This window comes from Klebsiella sp. HN106, from assembly GCF_051209435.1.
Classification (GTDB): Bacteria; Pseudomonadota; Gammaproteobacteria; order Enterobacterales; family Enterobacteriaceae; genus Klebsiella; species Klebsiella oxytoca.
This window is the reverse complement of sequence record NZ_JBLURD010000002.1, coordinates 929,547-943,807: the sequence shown is the minus strand read 5'-3', so window position 1 is coordinate 943,807 and position 14,261 is coordinate 929,547. Positions and strand designations below refer to the sequence as shown.

Annotated in this window: 13 protein-coding genes; 8 read left to right on the top strand and 5 right to left on the bottom strand. The window is 55.1% G+C overall.

The annotated features are described in order from the left end of the window. Window positions 1-6: 6 nt before the first annotated feature. Window positions 7-804, bottom strand: a complete 798-nt coding sequence (locus ACSIPU_RS11005) for an AraC family transcriptional regulator (protein ID WP_196558245.1) — start codon at window positions 802-804, stop codon at window positions 7-9. Between the two features lie 101 nt (window positions 805-905). On the opposite strand from ACSIPU_RS11005, the gene ACSIPU_RS11000 reads away from it, so the two are divergent. Both ACSIPU_RS11000 and ACSIPU_RS10995 read left to right on the top strand, forming a co-directional pair. Further along, on the top strand, window positions 906-1,715 hold the full coding sequence (locus ACSIPU_RS11000; RefSeq protein ID WP_196558242.1) for a sulfite exporter TauE/SafE family protein: 810 nt from the start codon (window positions 906-908) through the stop codon (window positions 1,713-1,715). A 210-nt stretch (window positions 1,716-1,925) separates the two neighbouring features. Continuing rightward, window positions 1,926-2,588, top strand: coding sequence for an HAD family hydrolase (locus ACSIPU_RS10995; protein ID WP_017146543.1), 663 nt, complete (start codon window positions 1,926-1,928; stop codon window positions 2,586-2,588). 142 nt (window positions 2,589-2,730) lie between these two features. Here ACSIPU_RS10995 and phnE (ACSIPU_RS10990) read toward each other — a convergent pair whose 3' ends face one another. The 4 genes from phnE (ACSIPU_RS10990) to phnC form a co-directional block, all read right to left on the bottom strand. Further along, window positions 2,731-3,612, bottom strand: coding sequence for a phosphonate ABC transporter, permease protein PhnE (phnE, locus tag ACSIPU_RS10990; RefSeq protein ID WP_064344820.1), 882 nt, complete (start codon window positions 3,610-3,612; stop codon window positions 2,731-2,733). Beyond that, window positions 3,609-4,481, bottom strand: a complete 873-nt coding sequence (phnE, locus tag ACSIPU_RS10985) for a phosphonate ABC transporter, permease protein PhnE (protein ID WP_004099314.1) — start codon at window positions 4,479-4,481, stop codon at window positions 3,609-3,611. The genes phnE (ACSIPU_RS10990) and phnE (ACSIPU_RS10985) overlap by 4 nt, the downstream gene beginning before the upstream one ends. A gap of 68 nt (window positions 4,482-4,549) precedes the next feature. After that, window positions 4,550-5,491, bottom strand: a complete 942-nt coding sequence (phnD, locus tag ACSIPU_RS10980; RefSeq protein ID WP_026056037.1) for a phosphonate ABC transporter substrate-binding protein — start codon at window positions 5,489-5,491, stop codon at window positions 4,550-4,552. A 22-nt stretch (window positions 5,492-5,513) separates the two neighbouring features. After that, window positions 5,514-6,356, bottom strand: coding sequence for a phosphonate ABC transporter ATP-binding protein (gene phnC / locus ACSIPU_RS10975; protein WP_004099316.1), 843 nt, complete (start codon window positions 6,354-6,356; stop codon window positions 5,514-5,516). Window positions 6,357-7,287: 931 nt separating this feature from the next. On the opposite strand from phnC, the gene ecpR reads away from it, so the two are divergent. The 6 genes from ecpR to ACSIPU_RS10945 all read left to right on the top strand — a co-directional run bounded on the left by ecpR (window position 7,288) and on the right by ACSIPU_RS10945 (window position 14,161). Continuing rightward, a complete protein-coding gene (gene ecpR, locus ACSIPU_RS10970; RefSeq protein ID WP_004099317.1) occupies window positions 7,288-7,830 on the top strand; it encodes an ECP biosynthesis operon DNA-binding transcriptional regulator EcpR in 543 nt (180 codons plus the stop codon). 154 nt (window positions 7,831-7,984) lie between these two features. Next, on the top strand, window positions 7,985-8,572 hold the full coding sequence (gene ecpA / locus ACSIPU_RS10965; protein ID WP_004099318.1) for a common pilus major fimbrillin subunit EcpA: 588 nt from the start codon (window positions 7,985-7,987) through the stop codon (window positions 8,570-8,572). A gap of 60 nt (window positions 8,573-8,632) precedes the next feature. Beyond that, on the top strand, window positions 8,633-9,301 hold the full coding sequence (locus tag ACSIPU_RS10960; protein WP_004099319.1) for an EcpB family pilus assembly chaperone: 669 nt from the start codon (window positions 8,633-8,635) through the stop codon (window positions 9,299-9,301). A gap of 25 nt (window positions 9,302-9,326) precedes the next feature. Further along, entirely contained in the window at window positions 9,327-11,855 is a 2,529-nt protein-coding gene (locus ACSIPU_RS10955) for a fimbrial biogenesis outer membrane usher protein (RefSeq protein WP_196558240.1), read from the top strand. Between the two features lie 19 nt (window positions 11,856-11,874). Further along, window positions 11,875-13,488 (top strand): fimbrial adhesin EcpD, encoded by a 1,614-nt coding sequence (gene ecpD, locus ACSIPU_RS10950; RefSeq protein WP_227626342.1) that lies wholly within the window; start codon window positions 11,875-11,877, stop codon window positions 13,486-13,488. Continuing rightward, window positions 13,457-14,161: a fimbria/pilus periplasmic chaperone gene (locus ACSIPU_RS10945; protein WP_004099322.1), complete on the top strand. Its 705-nt coding sequence runs from the start codon at window positions 13,457-13,459 to the stop codon at window positions 14,159-14,161. The genes ecpD and ACSIPU_RS10945 overlap by 32 nt, the downstream gene beginning before the upstream one ends. The last annotated feature ends 100 nt before the right edge of the window (window positions 14,162-14,261 follow it).

Here is a 14,261-nt window from a genome sequence, read left to right as displayed (position 1 = left end):
TCGCGATTATTGCGGACTGGCGTTTGCCGGTCCGCCGTTGATCTGGCGGATAAAGGCCATCGGCGAATAGCCCATCGCTTTGCGGAACATCGCGGTAAAGGCGGCCGGATACTCATAGCCCAGACTCAGCGCGACTTCGGTAATCGAATCCCCTTCACGCAGCGCCGTCATGGCGTACATCAGGCACGCCTGCTGGCGCCAGTTGCAAAACGCCATCCCGGTCTCCCGGCGAAACAGACGATTAAAGGTGCGTACGCTTTTGCTCAGCTTTTGCGCCCACTGCTGCGGCGTGCTGCGGATACTGGGCTGTTGCTGAAAATCGCCGCATAGCGCCGCGAGATGGCTGTTCTGCGGGAGCGGGGTAAACATCGGCAGCGGCGCGGCGGCGCCCAGTTCATGGAGCAGGAGCGCAATCAGGGCGGCATCGCGCCCGCTCTCTTCATACAGCAGCGGTAGCTGGCAGGCGGCCAGCAGGAGCTGATGGAGCAGCGGAGAAACCTGTAACACTTCGCAGCGCTCGCTATCACGCGGGGCGACCTGCGCATCAATATACAGGCTGTGGGTGCTGACGCCGGGCATCCAGACGCGATGCGGTTTTGTCGCCGGGATCCATACTCCGCTGAACGGCGGGACCAGCCACTGGCCGTCATCCGTTTCGACCTTCATTAACCCGTTCATCGCGTACAGAAACTGCGCCCGGCGGTGGCTGTGGCGCTCCAGCAGCGTATTGGGCGGGTAGTCGCTGCCCAGCGCCAGCACCCGGCGAGGCAGATGATCGACGTCATTAATCGCAACGTTGCGCATAAAAAGTTGCCCTGGCTGAAATTCGTAATAGATTGGCTTTAAAGCGTAAGCCGGCCATGAGGTTATTCTATATCGTTACCTCCTTTTGTGGAGGAGTTCGAATGAGCGACTGGCTTTTTCTGTGCGGCATACTATCCGGCGTGACCACCTGGCTCTTTGGTTTCGGCGGCGGTTTCGTTACCGTCCCGCTGCTCTATTTACTGGTCACCGGCGCGTGGGGAGCGCAAAGCGCAGTCGGACAGCAGGCGATGCAAATCGCGGTCGCCACTTCGGCGCTGGTTATGCTTTGTTCCGCGCTGCTGGCGACCTGGCGGCACGTGCGTACCGGCACCCTGAGCTGGCGTCGTCTGTGGGCCATGCTCACCGGCATTGCCGTTGGCGGCATCGCCGGTGCGCTGCTGGCGCTTGAGGTGAGCGGGGAGTGGATCCGCTGGCTGTTCGTTATCTACCTGCTGGCAACCGTTGCCGATTGCTACCTTCGCGCCGGATTTATGACTCCGCCATCCCGCCGGGTGGTGCCGTCGGTGCCACATGAGCTTTCGACAGGCGGTATCATTGGCCTGATCGCCTCTTTTCTCGGCGTGGGGGGAAGCGTGATGACCGTTCCTCTGATGCGCCGTCGCGGCGTGCTGATGTCCGAAGCAGCGGCGATGGCCAACGTGCTGACGCTGCCGCTGGCGGCAACGGCGACGCTGACCTGGCTATTGCTCGCCTGGCTGTCGCCGGTGGCGTTACCGAATGGGTTTATCGGCAACATCTGGCTATCGGCGGCGGCGCAGTTGGTGGCGGGAAGCTGGCTGGGATTAAAAATAGCCTCCCGCTGGCTGGCGCGTTTACCGGATCGCTGGCATGTGAGAATTTATCCGCTATTGCTGATAGCCGTACTGCTGGTGATGAGCGTGCGGGGATAATGAGGGACGCGGCGCTGCGCATCCATCCGAGAGTCGCCCGGATAAGCGTAGGGTATGAACCGGAAACATGGGTAACACTTTAGACCGGATACATGGGTAACAGTTATAACTGGCATAGAAGAGGAGACTCGTTATGCCCGGTTCATTCTGCTGTCATTTTACTTGCGCATGCTCGCGCGAGGCGCTGTGGCCGATAAAGGAAAATAAACGATGGGTAAAACGCTGACCATTTTCGATCTGGATAATACGTTGATTAAGGGCGATAGCAGTACGCTGTGGAGCCGCTTTATGGTGCGCGAAGGCTGGGTAAACGATGCCGATTACCTGGCGCGGGAAGCGATGCTGATGGACGATTACGATCGCGGCGAGATGAATATCGCCGATTATGTGGCTCTGATTCAGGCGCCGCTGGTTGGTGTGGCAAAGCAGGACGTGGATGCGCTACTGGCGCGCTGCGTGCGTGAAGAAATTATGCCGCGCGTTTATCCGCAGGCCTGGGATCTGATTCGGACTTTACAGGCAAAGGGCGAGCAGATACTGGTGATCTCAGCCTCGGTCAGCCTGCTGGTACAGGCAGTCGCGGCGCAGCTGGGCATCGAGCAGGCGCTGGGCATTGACGTTGAGATGGTGGACGGCGGCTATAGCGGAGTGATTGCCGGTACGCCGAGCTATCAGCAGGGGAAGGTGGTGCGTCTTGAGCAGTGGCTGGCGGCGCATCCCGCCTGTTCGGGCGAGGTGACCTTCTACACCGATTCGATTAACGATCTGCCGCTGTGCCTGCGCGCCGATCGCGTACGGCTGGTCAACCCGTGTCCGCAGCTGACGGCGGCGAATGCGCAGCATCAGTGGCCGGTACTGACGTGGCGGCTGTGATTTTCCCCGGGGGGCGGCGTAAACGCCTTACCCGGCTACTTTTTCGTGCAGTTTGGGTAACCCGGATAGCTGCGCAGCGCCGCCTCCGGGAATGTTGTGATATCAGACTTCCCCGGGGAGGCGCAGCGCGATCCGGAAAAAACTAATCCGCTTTAAACAGCGGCACCACGCTGCCGCCAATATAGCGGCGGCGCAGCCAGGCGGACAGCGTATCCATCGCCATCACCACCGCCACCAGCAGCAGGGTAATAAACATCACCACGTCCCAGTTCCACAGACGCATATTTTCCGCATAAATCAGGCCGATCCCTCCCGCGCCGACAAAGCCGAGCACCGCGGCGGAACGGGTATTCGATTCGATCTGATACAGGCTCAGCGCCAGGAAAGTGGGGAAAGATTGCGTGAAAATGCTGAAACGGTGCTTCTGTAACCCGTTCGCGCCTACCGCCGTCAGCCCGCGTCCCGGCGAGCGCTCAACCGCTTCGTGCCCCTCAGCGTACAGACGCCCCAGCAGCCCGGTATCCTGCATGATTATCGCCAGTACCCCGGCCAGCGGCCCGAGCCCCACCGCGCGGACAAAAATCAGCCCCCAGATCGCCATATCGATACCGCGCAGCACGTCGAACAACCGGCGCATCAGCAGGGCAATCGTCCCCGGAATCACGCCACGCATAATGTTGCGCGCCGCCAGGAAAGAGAGCAGCAGGGCGATAACCGTCGCGGTAAGCGTCCCGGCGAAAACAATCGCCAGGGTAATAGCGATTTGCGTGAAGTAATAGCGGAACGGCCAGTTAAAAAAGTCGTGCCAGACGAACATCCGCAGCAGATAGCGACTGATTTGCTCCAGTCCGCTGGCGAGTTGCTCGCCGCTGATGCCGAACTGCATAAAGAACCAGACATAGTAGAGCAGGCAGGCCAGCGTCAGCAGGCCGATATAGCGCAGATAGCGCCCCTGGGCCTGATACAAATGCCGATGCCGGCGACGGCTGGCGGCGATATCCGGTTGATTTTGCCACTGTCTCATTTTTTCCCCTCCAGAACCCACTGCCGCAGGCGGCCGGACAGCATATCCAGCAGCGAGACCACGAGAATAATCAGCAGCAGCGTGATGCTGACCTGATCGTAACGGTCCAGTTTGATATTGGTCATCAGCTCCTGGCCGATGCCGCCCGCGCCCACCAGCCCAAGGATGGTTGAGGAGCGGAAGTTAATTTCGAGGCGCATAAAGCCGTATGAGAGGAAGATGGGTTTGACCTGCGGCCACAGGGCAAAGCGGATACGCTGCAGATGCGACGCGCCGCAGGCGGCCAGGCCGCGCACCGGTTTATCCTGGGCGCTCTCTACCGCTTCATAGAACAGCTTGGTCAGGCTGCCGATAGTGTGCAGCATTAATGCCAGGAAGCCGGGGATGGCGCCGATACCAAAAGCCATCACGAAAATCACCGCCCACGCCAGCTCCGGCATGGTGCGCAGAAAAGCCACCAGCACGCGGACGGCAACACGCAGCGGGGCAGGGGACCAGGCATTATTAGCGGCAACGAACGCCAGCAGGGTGGCAATCACCACCGCAACCAGCGTCGACGCCAGCGCCAGCTGCAGCGTTTCCCAGATAAGCGGTAGCTGAATCGGCAGGCGATAGCCCCAGTAAGCCAGAGAGCCCTTAGTATGCGAATCGGCAAACAGATCGGCGATGTGCAGCGTGGGCAACGTCTCAAACAGGTAATCGAGAAAATTGGGCAGCGAGTGCCAGATGGTAAGGAGATTAAACTCGGCCAGGCTGCCGGCGGCAAAATAGAGTACCAGCAGCAGCAGGGACCCGCTAAAGGTATCGCGCTTTTGCCGCGAGCGTACCTGCTGATAGTAGCGTTCGAATTGGGTGTGGGTGTTATTCATGCGTCGCTGTGTCTTCAACGAGTCGCTGCCCCCCGCGACACTCGCCGGGCGGCAGCGTCAGGGTGGGATTAACGCGCGCTAACCAGTTCGCGTTTCATATCAATAATCTGCTGAAAATCAGCCACGCTGCCCGGGCCGATATGCTGCGTGCCGCCCATCGCTTTAATAAAGCAGGCGTGATCCTCGGTATCCAGCTTTTTAATCGCGGTAATGACTTTGGCCTTAAAATCAGCAGGCAGGGAATTGCTGACCAGGATCGGGCCGTTCGGGATCAGCGGCGATTGCCAGATAATGCGGATTTGCTTCATCAAATCCGGGTGATCCATGCGAATCAGGCGGTTGAAGGCGCCGACGCTGTAGCCGCTATTATAGTCACCGACCATGGAGGTCCAGGTCACCGCACCGGCAAACTGACCGTTCAGCACGCCGAGAATATCCTGCTCGTGGCCGCCGGAGAAGGTCACGCTGGAGAAGAAGTTATTATATTTATTATCCGCGGTGCCGCCGAACTGCTGTTTAAAGGCGTGGTTAGGAATTAAAAAGCCGGAAGTGGAATCCGGGTCGGCGAAGCCAAACGCTTTGCCCTTCAGATCCTCTAACTTTTTATACGGGCTGTCCGCTTTGACAATCACCACCGAGTGGTAGCCGCGGGACCCGTCTTTATCATCTACGGCAATCCCAACAATATCGACCGCTTGCGGATTGTTAATATAAACGGAGGCGTAAGAAGACGGCGACATACTTAATACCACGTCAACTTTGCCACCCAGTAATCCCTGAATGACGCCGGAATAGTCGGAGGAGTTACGTAATTTTGTATCGACCTTCAGCTCTTTATCAAGGAATTGCTTAACGCACTGGTTGTCGCCAATTTGCTGCGTTGCGTTCTGACCGCCAAGGATACCCAGGTTTAATTCCTTCGGTTGTTCAGCAGCGCTTGCCTGCCACGCCATCATAATGCCTGCAACCGCTGCGGATAAACGAACAGCGCCAGTGATGTACTTTTTCATTATTTTGCCCGTGTGAGTGAAATTAATGCAATTGGCTAATTTCATCGCCATACAGCCGATGCAGAATATCCTGATTCAGCTGCGTGGGATGGTCGTCAAAAATAATCTTGCCTTTGGCTATGCCGATAACCCGCGTGCAGTATTCTCGCACCAGCTCCACCGAATGCAGGTTTACCATCACGCTGATGCCCTGTTCGCTAATTTCGCGCAGGACATTCATGATCCGCTGCGTATTTTTCGGGTCGAGAGAGGCGACCGGTTCATCGGCCAGCAAAATCCCCGGGTTTTGCATCAGGGCCCGGCAAATGGCCACGCGCTGCATCTGGCCGCCGGAGAGATTTTCCGCTCGCTGCAGCGCATGCGGCAGCATATTCATCCATTCCAGCAGGGAGATAGCGCGGGCGCGGTCGGCGTCGGGGAAGATTTTGAATAATGATTTCAGGGTTGAGGTTTGGCTCAGGCGTCCCAGCAGCACGTTGGTCAACACGTCGAGACGCGGAACCAGGCAAAAATCCTGGAAAATCATACCGCACTGGCTACGCCAGGCGTTCATCGCCCGCCCGGACAGCTTTGATACGTCCTGCGGCGTCCCTCCTTCCGGGAAGCTGAGGATTTCGCCGCCGCTGGCGCGATGGGTACCGTTAATGACGTGCAAAAGCGTCGATTTTCCGGCGCCGGAGCGACCGATCACGCCAACCAATTCGCCCGCATGCAGATCGAAACTGATGCTATCCAGTACGGTTTGCTGCGCGCGCCAGGCTTTGCTCAGGTTGCGTACGCTCAGGACCTTACGCTGCCGGTCGATAAACGGCGGCGTAAACGGTTGATAATCGGTTTCTGCAACCGCAGCCAGGGAACTGTTCATAAGTGCGTCCAGATTCGTCAGTAAACTGGGCACTATTAATGGTGTTTTATATGACTGCCAGATGACAATAAGGCGAACAAATAGTGAACGAACCGGTGAGTCAGCGTAACGGATGACGAAAAATTCCGTCAGTGATCACATTTTTGCATCGGCAATCCGGCGTCTGAAAATACTCAGCCTACCTTTAATACGCTATGCGTACGATATTAAGAATGATACGTATTTCATCTGATAGAGATGCCGCGTTTTATGCGACATTAGCCGCAACGGTTTTATTGCCGCTGGCGCAAAGCAAGGCCTCAGGATGTTCGTGCAAATCTTCTTTCTGAGTCGATTTAACCGAATAGATAATCTTTTCGTGCTTGTTTACGATTCACCGCGCTAAATTTTTTGTCGGCGACTATACCTTTCGTGCGGAGCATAATTTCATTATTTACGCTAATTAATGAAATTAACCACTATTTTTGTGTTGATTATTGGTTTTTTCTTCTTATTTTTTGAATTTCTTCGGTTTTTTTGCTTTTTCGAATGAAAGTGCGGTTAAGAATAGTCTTAACAGCTAATAGCTAAGATCCTGGAACATATAATATTCACTTAAGAATCGACGCATATCCCACCAATAACCATATGAAAACAAATACTTTTTGTGTTTAACTCAATATCCTTATTTTTATTCTTCAGGCTTAAATTGACCTGGTCGGTAATTAGCCCCCAGCGCACTTATTGACACACATGGAGAAAAATCCTAAATTTGGTGACACAAGAAACAAGCAAGTCATTTAGTGTTCTTTGCCTCAAGCAATACTATTTTGTGGTTTTAGATTGGATATATTTATAAGAGGGAATTTGCTGAATTAGACTTTGCAGGCCTGGGCTATCAGCAGTGTTGTGATACGTTCAAGATTTCCAGGACTATGGGGTTTAACACTATATGGATTATAAATATTCTTTAGATCAGTGCATCTGGCCGGCGCATGATAGCTTTTTTTTAAAAGGTCTCGCTGAGCTTATTCTGGATATCGATGACTTAATCTATCTTTCACTAGAAAAGGTACGCCGGGAATTTGTATTTATTAACCTTAGCGCCAGTTCGCTGAATTATTTTATCCGCCGCGATAATGAGTGGTTGGCTGAAATGAAAGGAAAGCAGATTGTACTTATTGCTGCAAGGCGCTCGGAGGCGCTGGCCAATTACTGGTATTACAATGGCTCCATTCGAGGCGTGGTCTACGTAGACTTAGCTAAGGATATTCGTCAGGAGCTGGCTTACGTTATCAATGGCCGTTTTCTACGTAAAGATATAAAGAAAGATAAAATTACTAACCGGGAAATGCAGATAATTCGTATGACGGCGCAGGGAATGCATCCGAAATCTATCGCCAAAATTGAGAATTGTAGTGTGAAAACAGTCTATACCCATCGGCGAAATGCTGAGGCCAAATTGTATTCAAAAATATATAAGTTAGCGCTGTAATTAGTAATAAACGTTGTATTTAAAAATTGTGCACCAGGTCGTAACACCCAAAATAATTTGCGTCGCAGATAATAATGATGCGGCCTGAACTATGGCGGGAATGCACACAGACGTGGGACATCAGGTCCCTTAATAAACTCAGGATGAAAAAGCTATGAAAAAAAAGGTTCTTGCAATTGCTCTGGTAACCGCGTTTGCCGGTATGGGTGTCGCTCAGGCAGCTGACGTTACTGCTCAGGCAGTCGCTACCTGGTCCGCAACCGCCAAAAAAGACACAACCAGCAAGCTGGTTGTGACTCCGCTGGGCAGCCTGGCTTTCCAGTATGCTGAAGGGGTTAAAGGCTTTAACTCACAGAAAGGCCTGTTTGATGTGGCTATTGAAGGTGACACCACCGCGACCGCATTCAAGCTGACCTCTCGTCTGATCACCAATACCCTGACTCAGCTGGATACCTCTGGTTCCACCCTGAGCGTGGGCGTTGACTACAACGGCGCTGCGGTCGAAAAAACGGCTGACACCGTCATGATCGACACCGCTGCGGGCACCCTGGGCGGCAACCTCAGCGCGCTGTCTAACGGCTATAACACCGCTGGTCGCACCACCGCTCAGGACGGCTTCACGTTCTCCATCATCAGCGGCACCACCAACGGCACAACTGCCGTTACTGACTACAGCACGCTGCCGGAAGGTATCTGGAGCGGTGACGTCAGCGTACAGTTCGACGCCACCTGGACCAGCTGATCCTCTCGTAGCACCAGGCAGGGGGTTCTCCCCCTGCTTTCTTTCACGGAATGAAATGATATGAAAAAACACATTCTGGCCATCGGCCTGTTGCTCAGCACAATGACGCCTGCCCTGGCGCTGGATGTGGGCGATATCTCTTCGTTTATGAACAGCGACAGCAGCACGCTGAGCAAAGAGATCAAAAATACGACCGACAGCGGTCGCTTAATCAACATCCATATGGAACGCCTCTCTTCGCCGCTGGATGGCGGTAAGGTGATCCCGATGGATAAGCAGGACGAGATTTTACTGACTCCCGCCAGCCTGCTGCTGCCCGCGAAGGCCAGCGACGTGATCCGCTTTTTCTATAAAGGCCCGGCGGACGATAAAGAGCGCTATTACCGCATCGTCTGGTTCGATCAGGCGCTCAGCGATGCCCAGCGCAACGGCTCGACCCGCAGCGCGGTAGCCACGGCTTCGGCACGCATCGGCACCATCCTGGTGGTGGCCCCGAGAAAAGTGAATTACCGCTATCAGTACGCCAACGGCACGTTGACCAATACCGGCAACGCCACCCTGCGCATTCTGGCCTATGGCCCGTGCCTGAAACCGGCGGATGGTAAGGATTGCAAAGAAAACTACTTCCTGATGCCCGGAAAAGAGCGCCGCTTTACGCGCGTCAATGTGGCTGACAAAAAAGGACGGGTCGCGCTCTGGCAGGGCGAGCAGTTTGTTCCCGTGAAATAGACAACTGTGCTGACGGACCAAAACTATGCTTATACCAGGGATTGCCCCAGGACTTAAAGTGCTCCTTGCCTCTGGCATGGCCATCTTGCTTGTTCCGCTCAGCGTTTCCGCCGCGGCTGACAAAGTACAGCAAATCGGCGGCGTCATTATCCCTCAGGCCTTCAGCCAGGCGCTGCAGGACGGAATGAGCATTCCTCTGTTTATTCACCTCGAAGGCAGCAACGGTACCCAGGACGATCAGCGCATCGGCAACGCTTTTATCTGGCTGGATAACGGCGTACTGCGCGTCCGGCAAATACAGCTGGAAGAGAACGATAACAATGCCACCGTCAGTGAACAGACCCGCAAGCAGCTGACCGCGCTGGCCAATGAAGCATTCACTAAAGAACTCAAAATTAGTCTGACAGATGATGCGCAGCTACAGCTCAGCCTGCGCCAGCTGCTGCTGCAGCTGGTGGTGAGAAAGGAGGCGCTGGGTACCGTGCTGCGTTCGCGCAGCGAAGATATCGGTCAGTCCAGCGTCAATACCCTCAGCAGCACGATGAACTATAACCTCGGCGTATATAACAACCAGATGCGCAACGGCGGCAACAACACCTCCAGCTATCTGTCGCTGAACAACGTCACCGCGCTGCGCGAGCATCACGTGGTGCTCGACGGCTCGCTGTACGGTATAGGCTCCGGCAATCAGGACAGCGAAGTCTATAAAGCGATGTATGAACGCGATTTTGCCGGCCATCGTTTTGCGGGCGGGATGCTGGATACCTGGAATTTACAGTCCCTCGGCCCGATGACCGCCGTTTCGGCAGGGAAGATTTACGGCGCCTCATGGGGCAACCAGGCCAGTTCAACGGTGTTCGACAACTCCCAGTCGGCGACGCCGGTGGTCGCCTTTTTACCCGCCGCCGGGGAAGTGCATCTCACCCGCGACGGGCGCCTGATGAGCGTGCAGAACTTTGCCATGGGTAACCACGAAGTGGACACGCGCGGCCTGCCGTATGGCATTTACGATGTCGAGGTTGAAGTCATTGTGAACGGCCGGGTGGTCAGCAAGCGTACCCAGCGGGTCAATAAATTGTTCAGCCGCGGACGCGGCGCCGGCACGCCGCTGGCCTGGCAGTTCTGGGGCGGCAGCTTCCATATGGACCGCTGGTCTGAGAGCGGTAAAAAGACGCTTCCGGCTAAAGACAGCTGGCTGGCGGGCGCCTCGGCCTCCGGTTCGCTCAGCACCTTAAGCTGGGCGGCGACCGGCTACGGTTACGATAACAACGCCGTCGCTGAGACGCGCCTGACCCTGCCGATCACTGAGTCCATTAACGTGAACCTGCAGAATATGCTGGCCAGCGACAGCTCGTGGAGCAGCATCGGCAGCATCAGCGCCACGCTGCCCGGCGGCTTCAGCTCGGTGTGGGTCAACCAGGAAAAAACGCAGATTGGCGACCGGATTCGGCGCAGTAATGCCGACAACCGGGCTATCGGCGGTACGCTGAATCTCAATTCACTCTGGTCAAAACTGGGGACGTTCAGCATCAGCTATAACGATGACCGCCGCTATAACAGCCACTACTACACGGCGGATTACTACCAGACGCTTTATACCGGATCCTGGGGATCGCTGGGCCTGCGCGCAGGGATACAGCGCTTTAATAACGGCGATAGCAGCGCCAGCACCGGGAAGTATATTGCGCTCGATTTCTCGCTGCCGCTCGGCAACTGGTTCAGCGCCGGGATGACCCATCAGAACGGCTACACCATGGCCAACCTGTCGGCGCGTAAACAGTTTGATGAAGGCAGCACCATCCGTACCATCGGCGCCAACGTTTCGCGGGCGATTTCCGGCGACACAGGCGATGATAAAACCCTCAGCGGCGGCGCATATGCTCAGTTTGATACCCGCTACTCCACCGGTACGCTGAACGTGAACAGCGGCGTGGATGGCTACGTGAACACCAACCTGACCGCCAACGGCAGCGTGGGCTGGCAGGGGAAAAATATCGCCGCCAGCGGCCGCACCGACGGCAATGCCGGGGTGATTTTCAACACCGGACTGGAAAATGACGGCAAGCTGAGCGCCAAAGTTAACGGTCGCATTGTTCAGCTCTCCGGCAACCGCAACTACCTGCCGCTGTCGCCCTACAGCCGCTATGAAGTGGAGTTGCAGAACAGTAAAAATTCGCTCGACAGCTACGATATCGTGACCGGGCGCAAGAGCCAGCTGACCCTTTATCCGGGGAACGTGGCGGTGATTGAGCCGGAAGTGAAGCAGATGGTCACGGTCTCCGGGCGCATTCGCGCGGAAGACGGCACGCTGCTGGCCAATGCGCGGATTAATAACCATATCGGTCGTACCCGCACCGATGAGAACGGTGAGTTTGTGATGGACGTGGATAAAAAGTATCCCACCATCGATTTCAGTTACGGTAAAAACCAGAGCTGCGAAGTGGCGCTGGAGCTAAGCCAGGCGCGCGGCGCGGTATGGGTGGGCGATGTGGTCTGTAGCGGCCTCTCCACCTATGCCCGCGTGCAGCCGACAGGAGAAGGTAATGAAAGCTAAGTGGCTGGCATGTTTAGTGATGTTAACGGCGGCGCTGTGCGTGACGCGAGTCAACGCTGCGGTCACCAAAACCACCTGGCCGGATGCGGCGGCCATGCAGTTTGTTTTTGTGGAAAACAACTCGGATGATAACTTCTTCGTCACCCCAGGCGGCGCGTTGGACCCGCGTATGACCGGGGCTAACCGTTGGACGGGACTGCAATATAACGGCTCGGGCACCATTTATCAGCAGAGTCTGGGCTATATCGATAACGGCTATAACACCGGTCTGATTGCCAACTGGAAGTTTGACATGTGGTTTGATAACTCCCCCACATCCCATCCGTTACAAGGGCTGCGTTGTATCAACTGGTATGCGGGCTGCGATATGGCCACCAGCCTGATCTTGCCGCAAACTACCGACGCCAACGGTTTCTATGGCGTGACGGTGACCCCTGGCGGACAAAAGTGGATGCACGGCATGATGTCCGATGCTTTCTACCAGTATCTGCAGCAGATGTCGGTGGGCAGCAGCTTCTCAATGACCATTAACTCCTGTCAAACTTCTGTTAACTATGACGCTACCAGCGGCGCGCGTTGTAAAGATCAGGCTTCAGGTAGCTGGTATGTACGTAAAGTCACCCATACCAAAGCAGCAAACCTGAAGCTGATTAACACCCATGCGCTGGCGGAAGTGTTTATCAACAGCGACGGGGTTCCGACGCTGGGCGAAGGCAATGCTGACTGTCGCACCCAGACTATCGGTACCCGCTCCGGTCTGAGCTGCAAAATGGTGAACTACAATTTGCAAACCAATGGCCTCAGCAATACCTCAATTCATATTTTCCCGGCTATCAGCAACTCGGCGCTGGCCTCCGCGGTGGGGAACTACGATATGCAGTTCAGCCTCGACGGCAACTCATGGAAGCCGGTGAACGGCATCGCTCAGTACTATACGTTTAATGAGATGAAATCATCAGATTCAGTGTATGTCTTCTTCTCAAGCAACTTTTTTAAGCAGATGGTGACGCTGGGTATCAGCGACGTGAATACCAAAGATCTGTTTAATTTCCGTTTCTATAACACCACCTCGCCCGAGTCTGGCTGGTACGAGTTTTCAACCTCTAACACCCTGATAATTAAGCCGCGTGATTTCAGCATCAGCATTATTTCCGATGAGTACACCTCGGCGCCGACCCGCGAGGGCTACGTGGGCAGCGGCGAGCCGTCGCTGGATTTCGGCTATATTGTGACGACCAGCGGTAAGACCGCCGCCGATGAAGTGCTGATTAAAGTCACCGGCCCGGCACAGGTTATTGGCGGGCGTTCATACTGTATTTTTAGTTCATCCGACGGCACGGCGAAGGTGCCGTTCCCGGCGACGCTGGCGTTTACGACGCAGACCGGGTCAACCAAAACTTACGATGCCGGATGCGATGATACCTGGCGCGATATGACCGATGCCCTGTGGTTAACCACGCCATGGACGGATATTTCTGGCGATGTCGGGCAGATGGACAAAACGACGGTGAAGTTTTCCATCCCGATGGATAATGCGATATCGCTGCGAACGGTGGATGATAACGGCTGGTTTGGTGAAGTGAGTGCTTCAGGAGAAATTCATGTCCAGGCGACGTGGCGTAACATTAACTAATTTGCTGCGGATGCTGATCTGCCTGCTGTCGCTGGGACTGGCGACAGCAGCGCAGGCTATCTCGGTGGGGAATTTAACCTTCTCGCTGGCAGCGGAAGACAATTTCGCTGCTAAGCGGGTTATCAACAACAATAAAAGTGCCCGGCTGTATCGGGTCTCTATCGTCGCTATCGACCGCCCCGGCGGCAAAGAGGTGCGTTCCCGTCCGGCGGACGGCGAGCTGCTGTTTGCCCCGCGTCAGCTCACTCTACAGGCGGGGGAGAGCGAATATTTTAAGTTTTACTACCACGGCCCGAAAGATAACCGCGAGCGCTATTATCGGGTATCGTTCCGGGAAATTCCGACCCGTAATTACGTAATGCGTAATCAAAGCGGTACGGAAGTGAGTATGGATCCGGTGGTGGTCATGGACACTATCCTCGTCGTTCGCCCGCGCGAGGTACAGTTCAAATGGGCTTACGATCGCGCGGCGGGGACCGTCAGCAACACCGGCAATACCTGGTTTAAGCTGCTGATCAAGCCCGGATGCGATACGACGGAAGAGGAAGGGGATGCATGGTATTTGCGGCCCGGGGACGTTGTCCGCAAGGCTTCGCTGCGCCAGCCGGGGAACCACTACATTATCTATAACGACAAATTTATTAAAATGACAAAAGACTGTCCGGTGAAGTAGCCGGGCAGCGCTCGCCATCCGGATAACATTCATCATTGAGAATGATCTATTTTTGATTTTTTATGTTTTTTTGATGTTATTTTGCGCCGAAAAAATATCA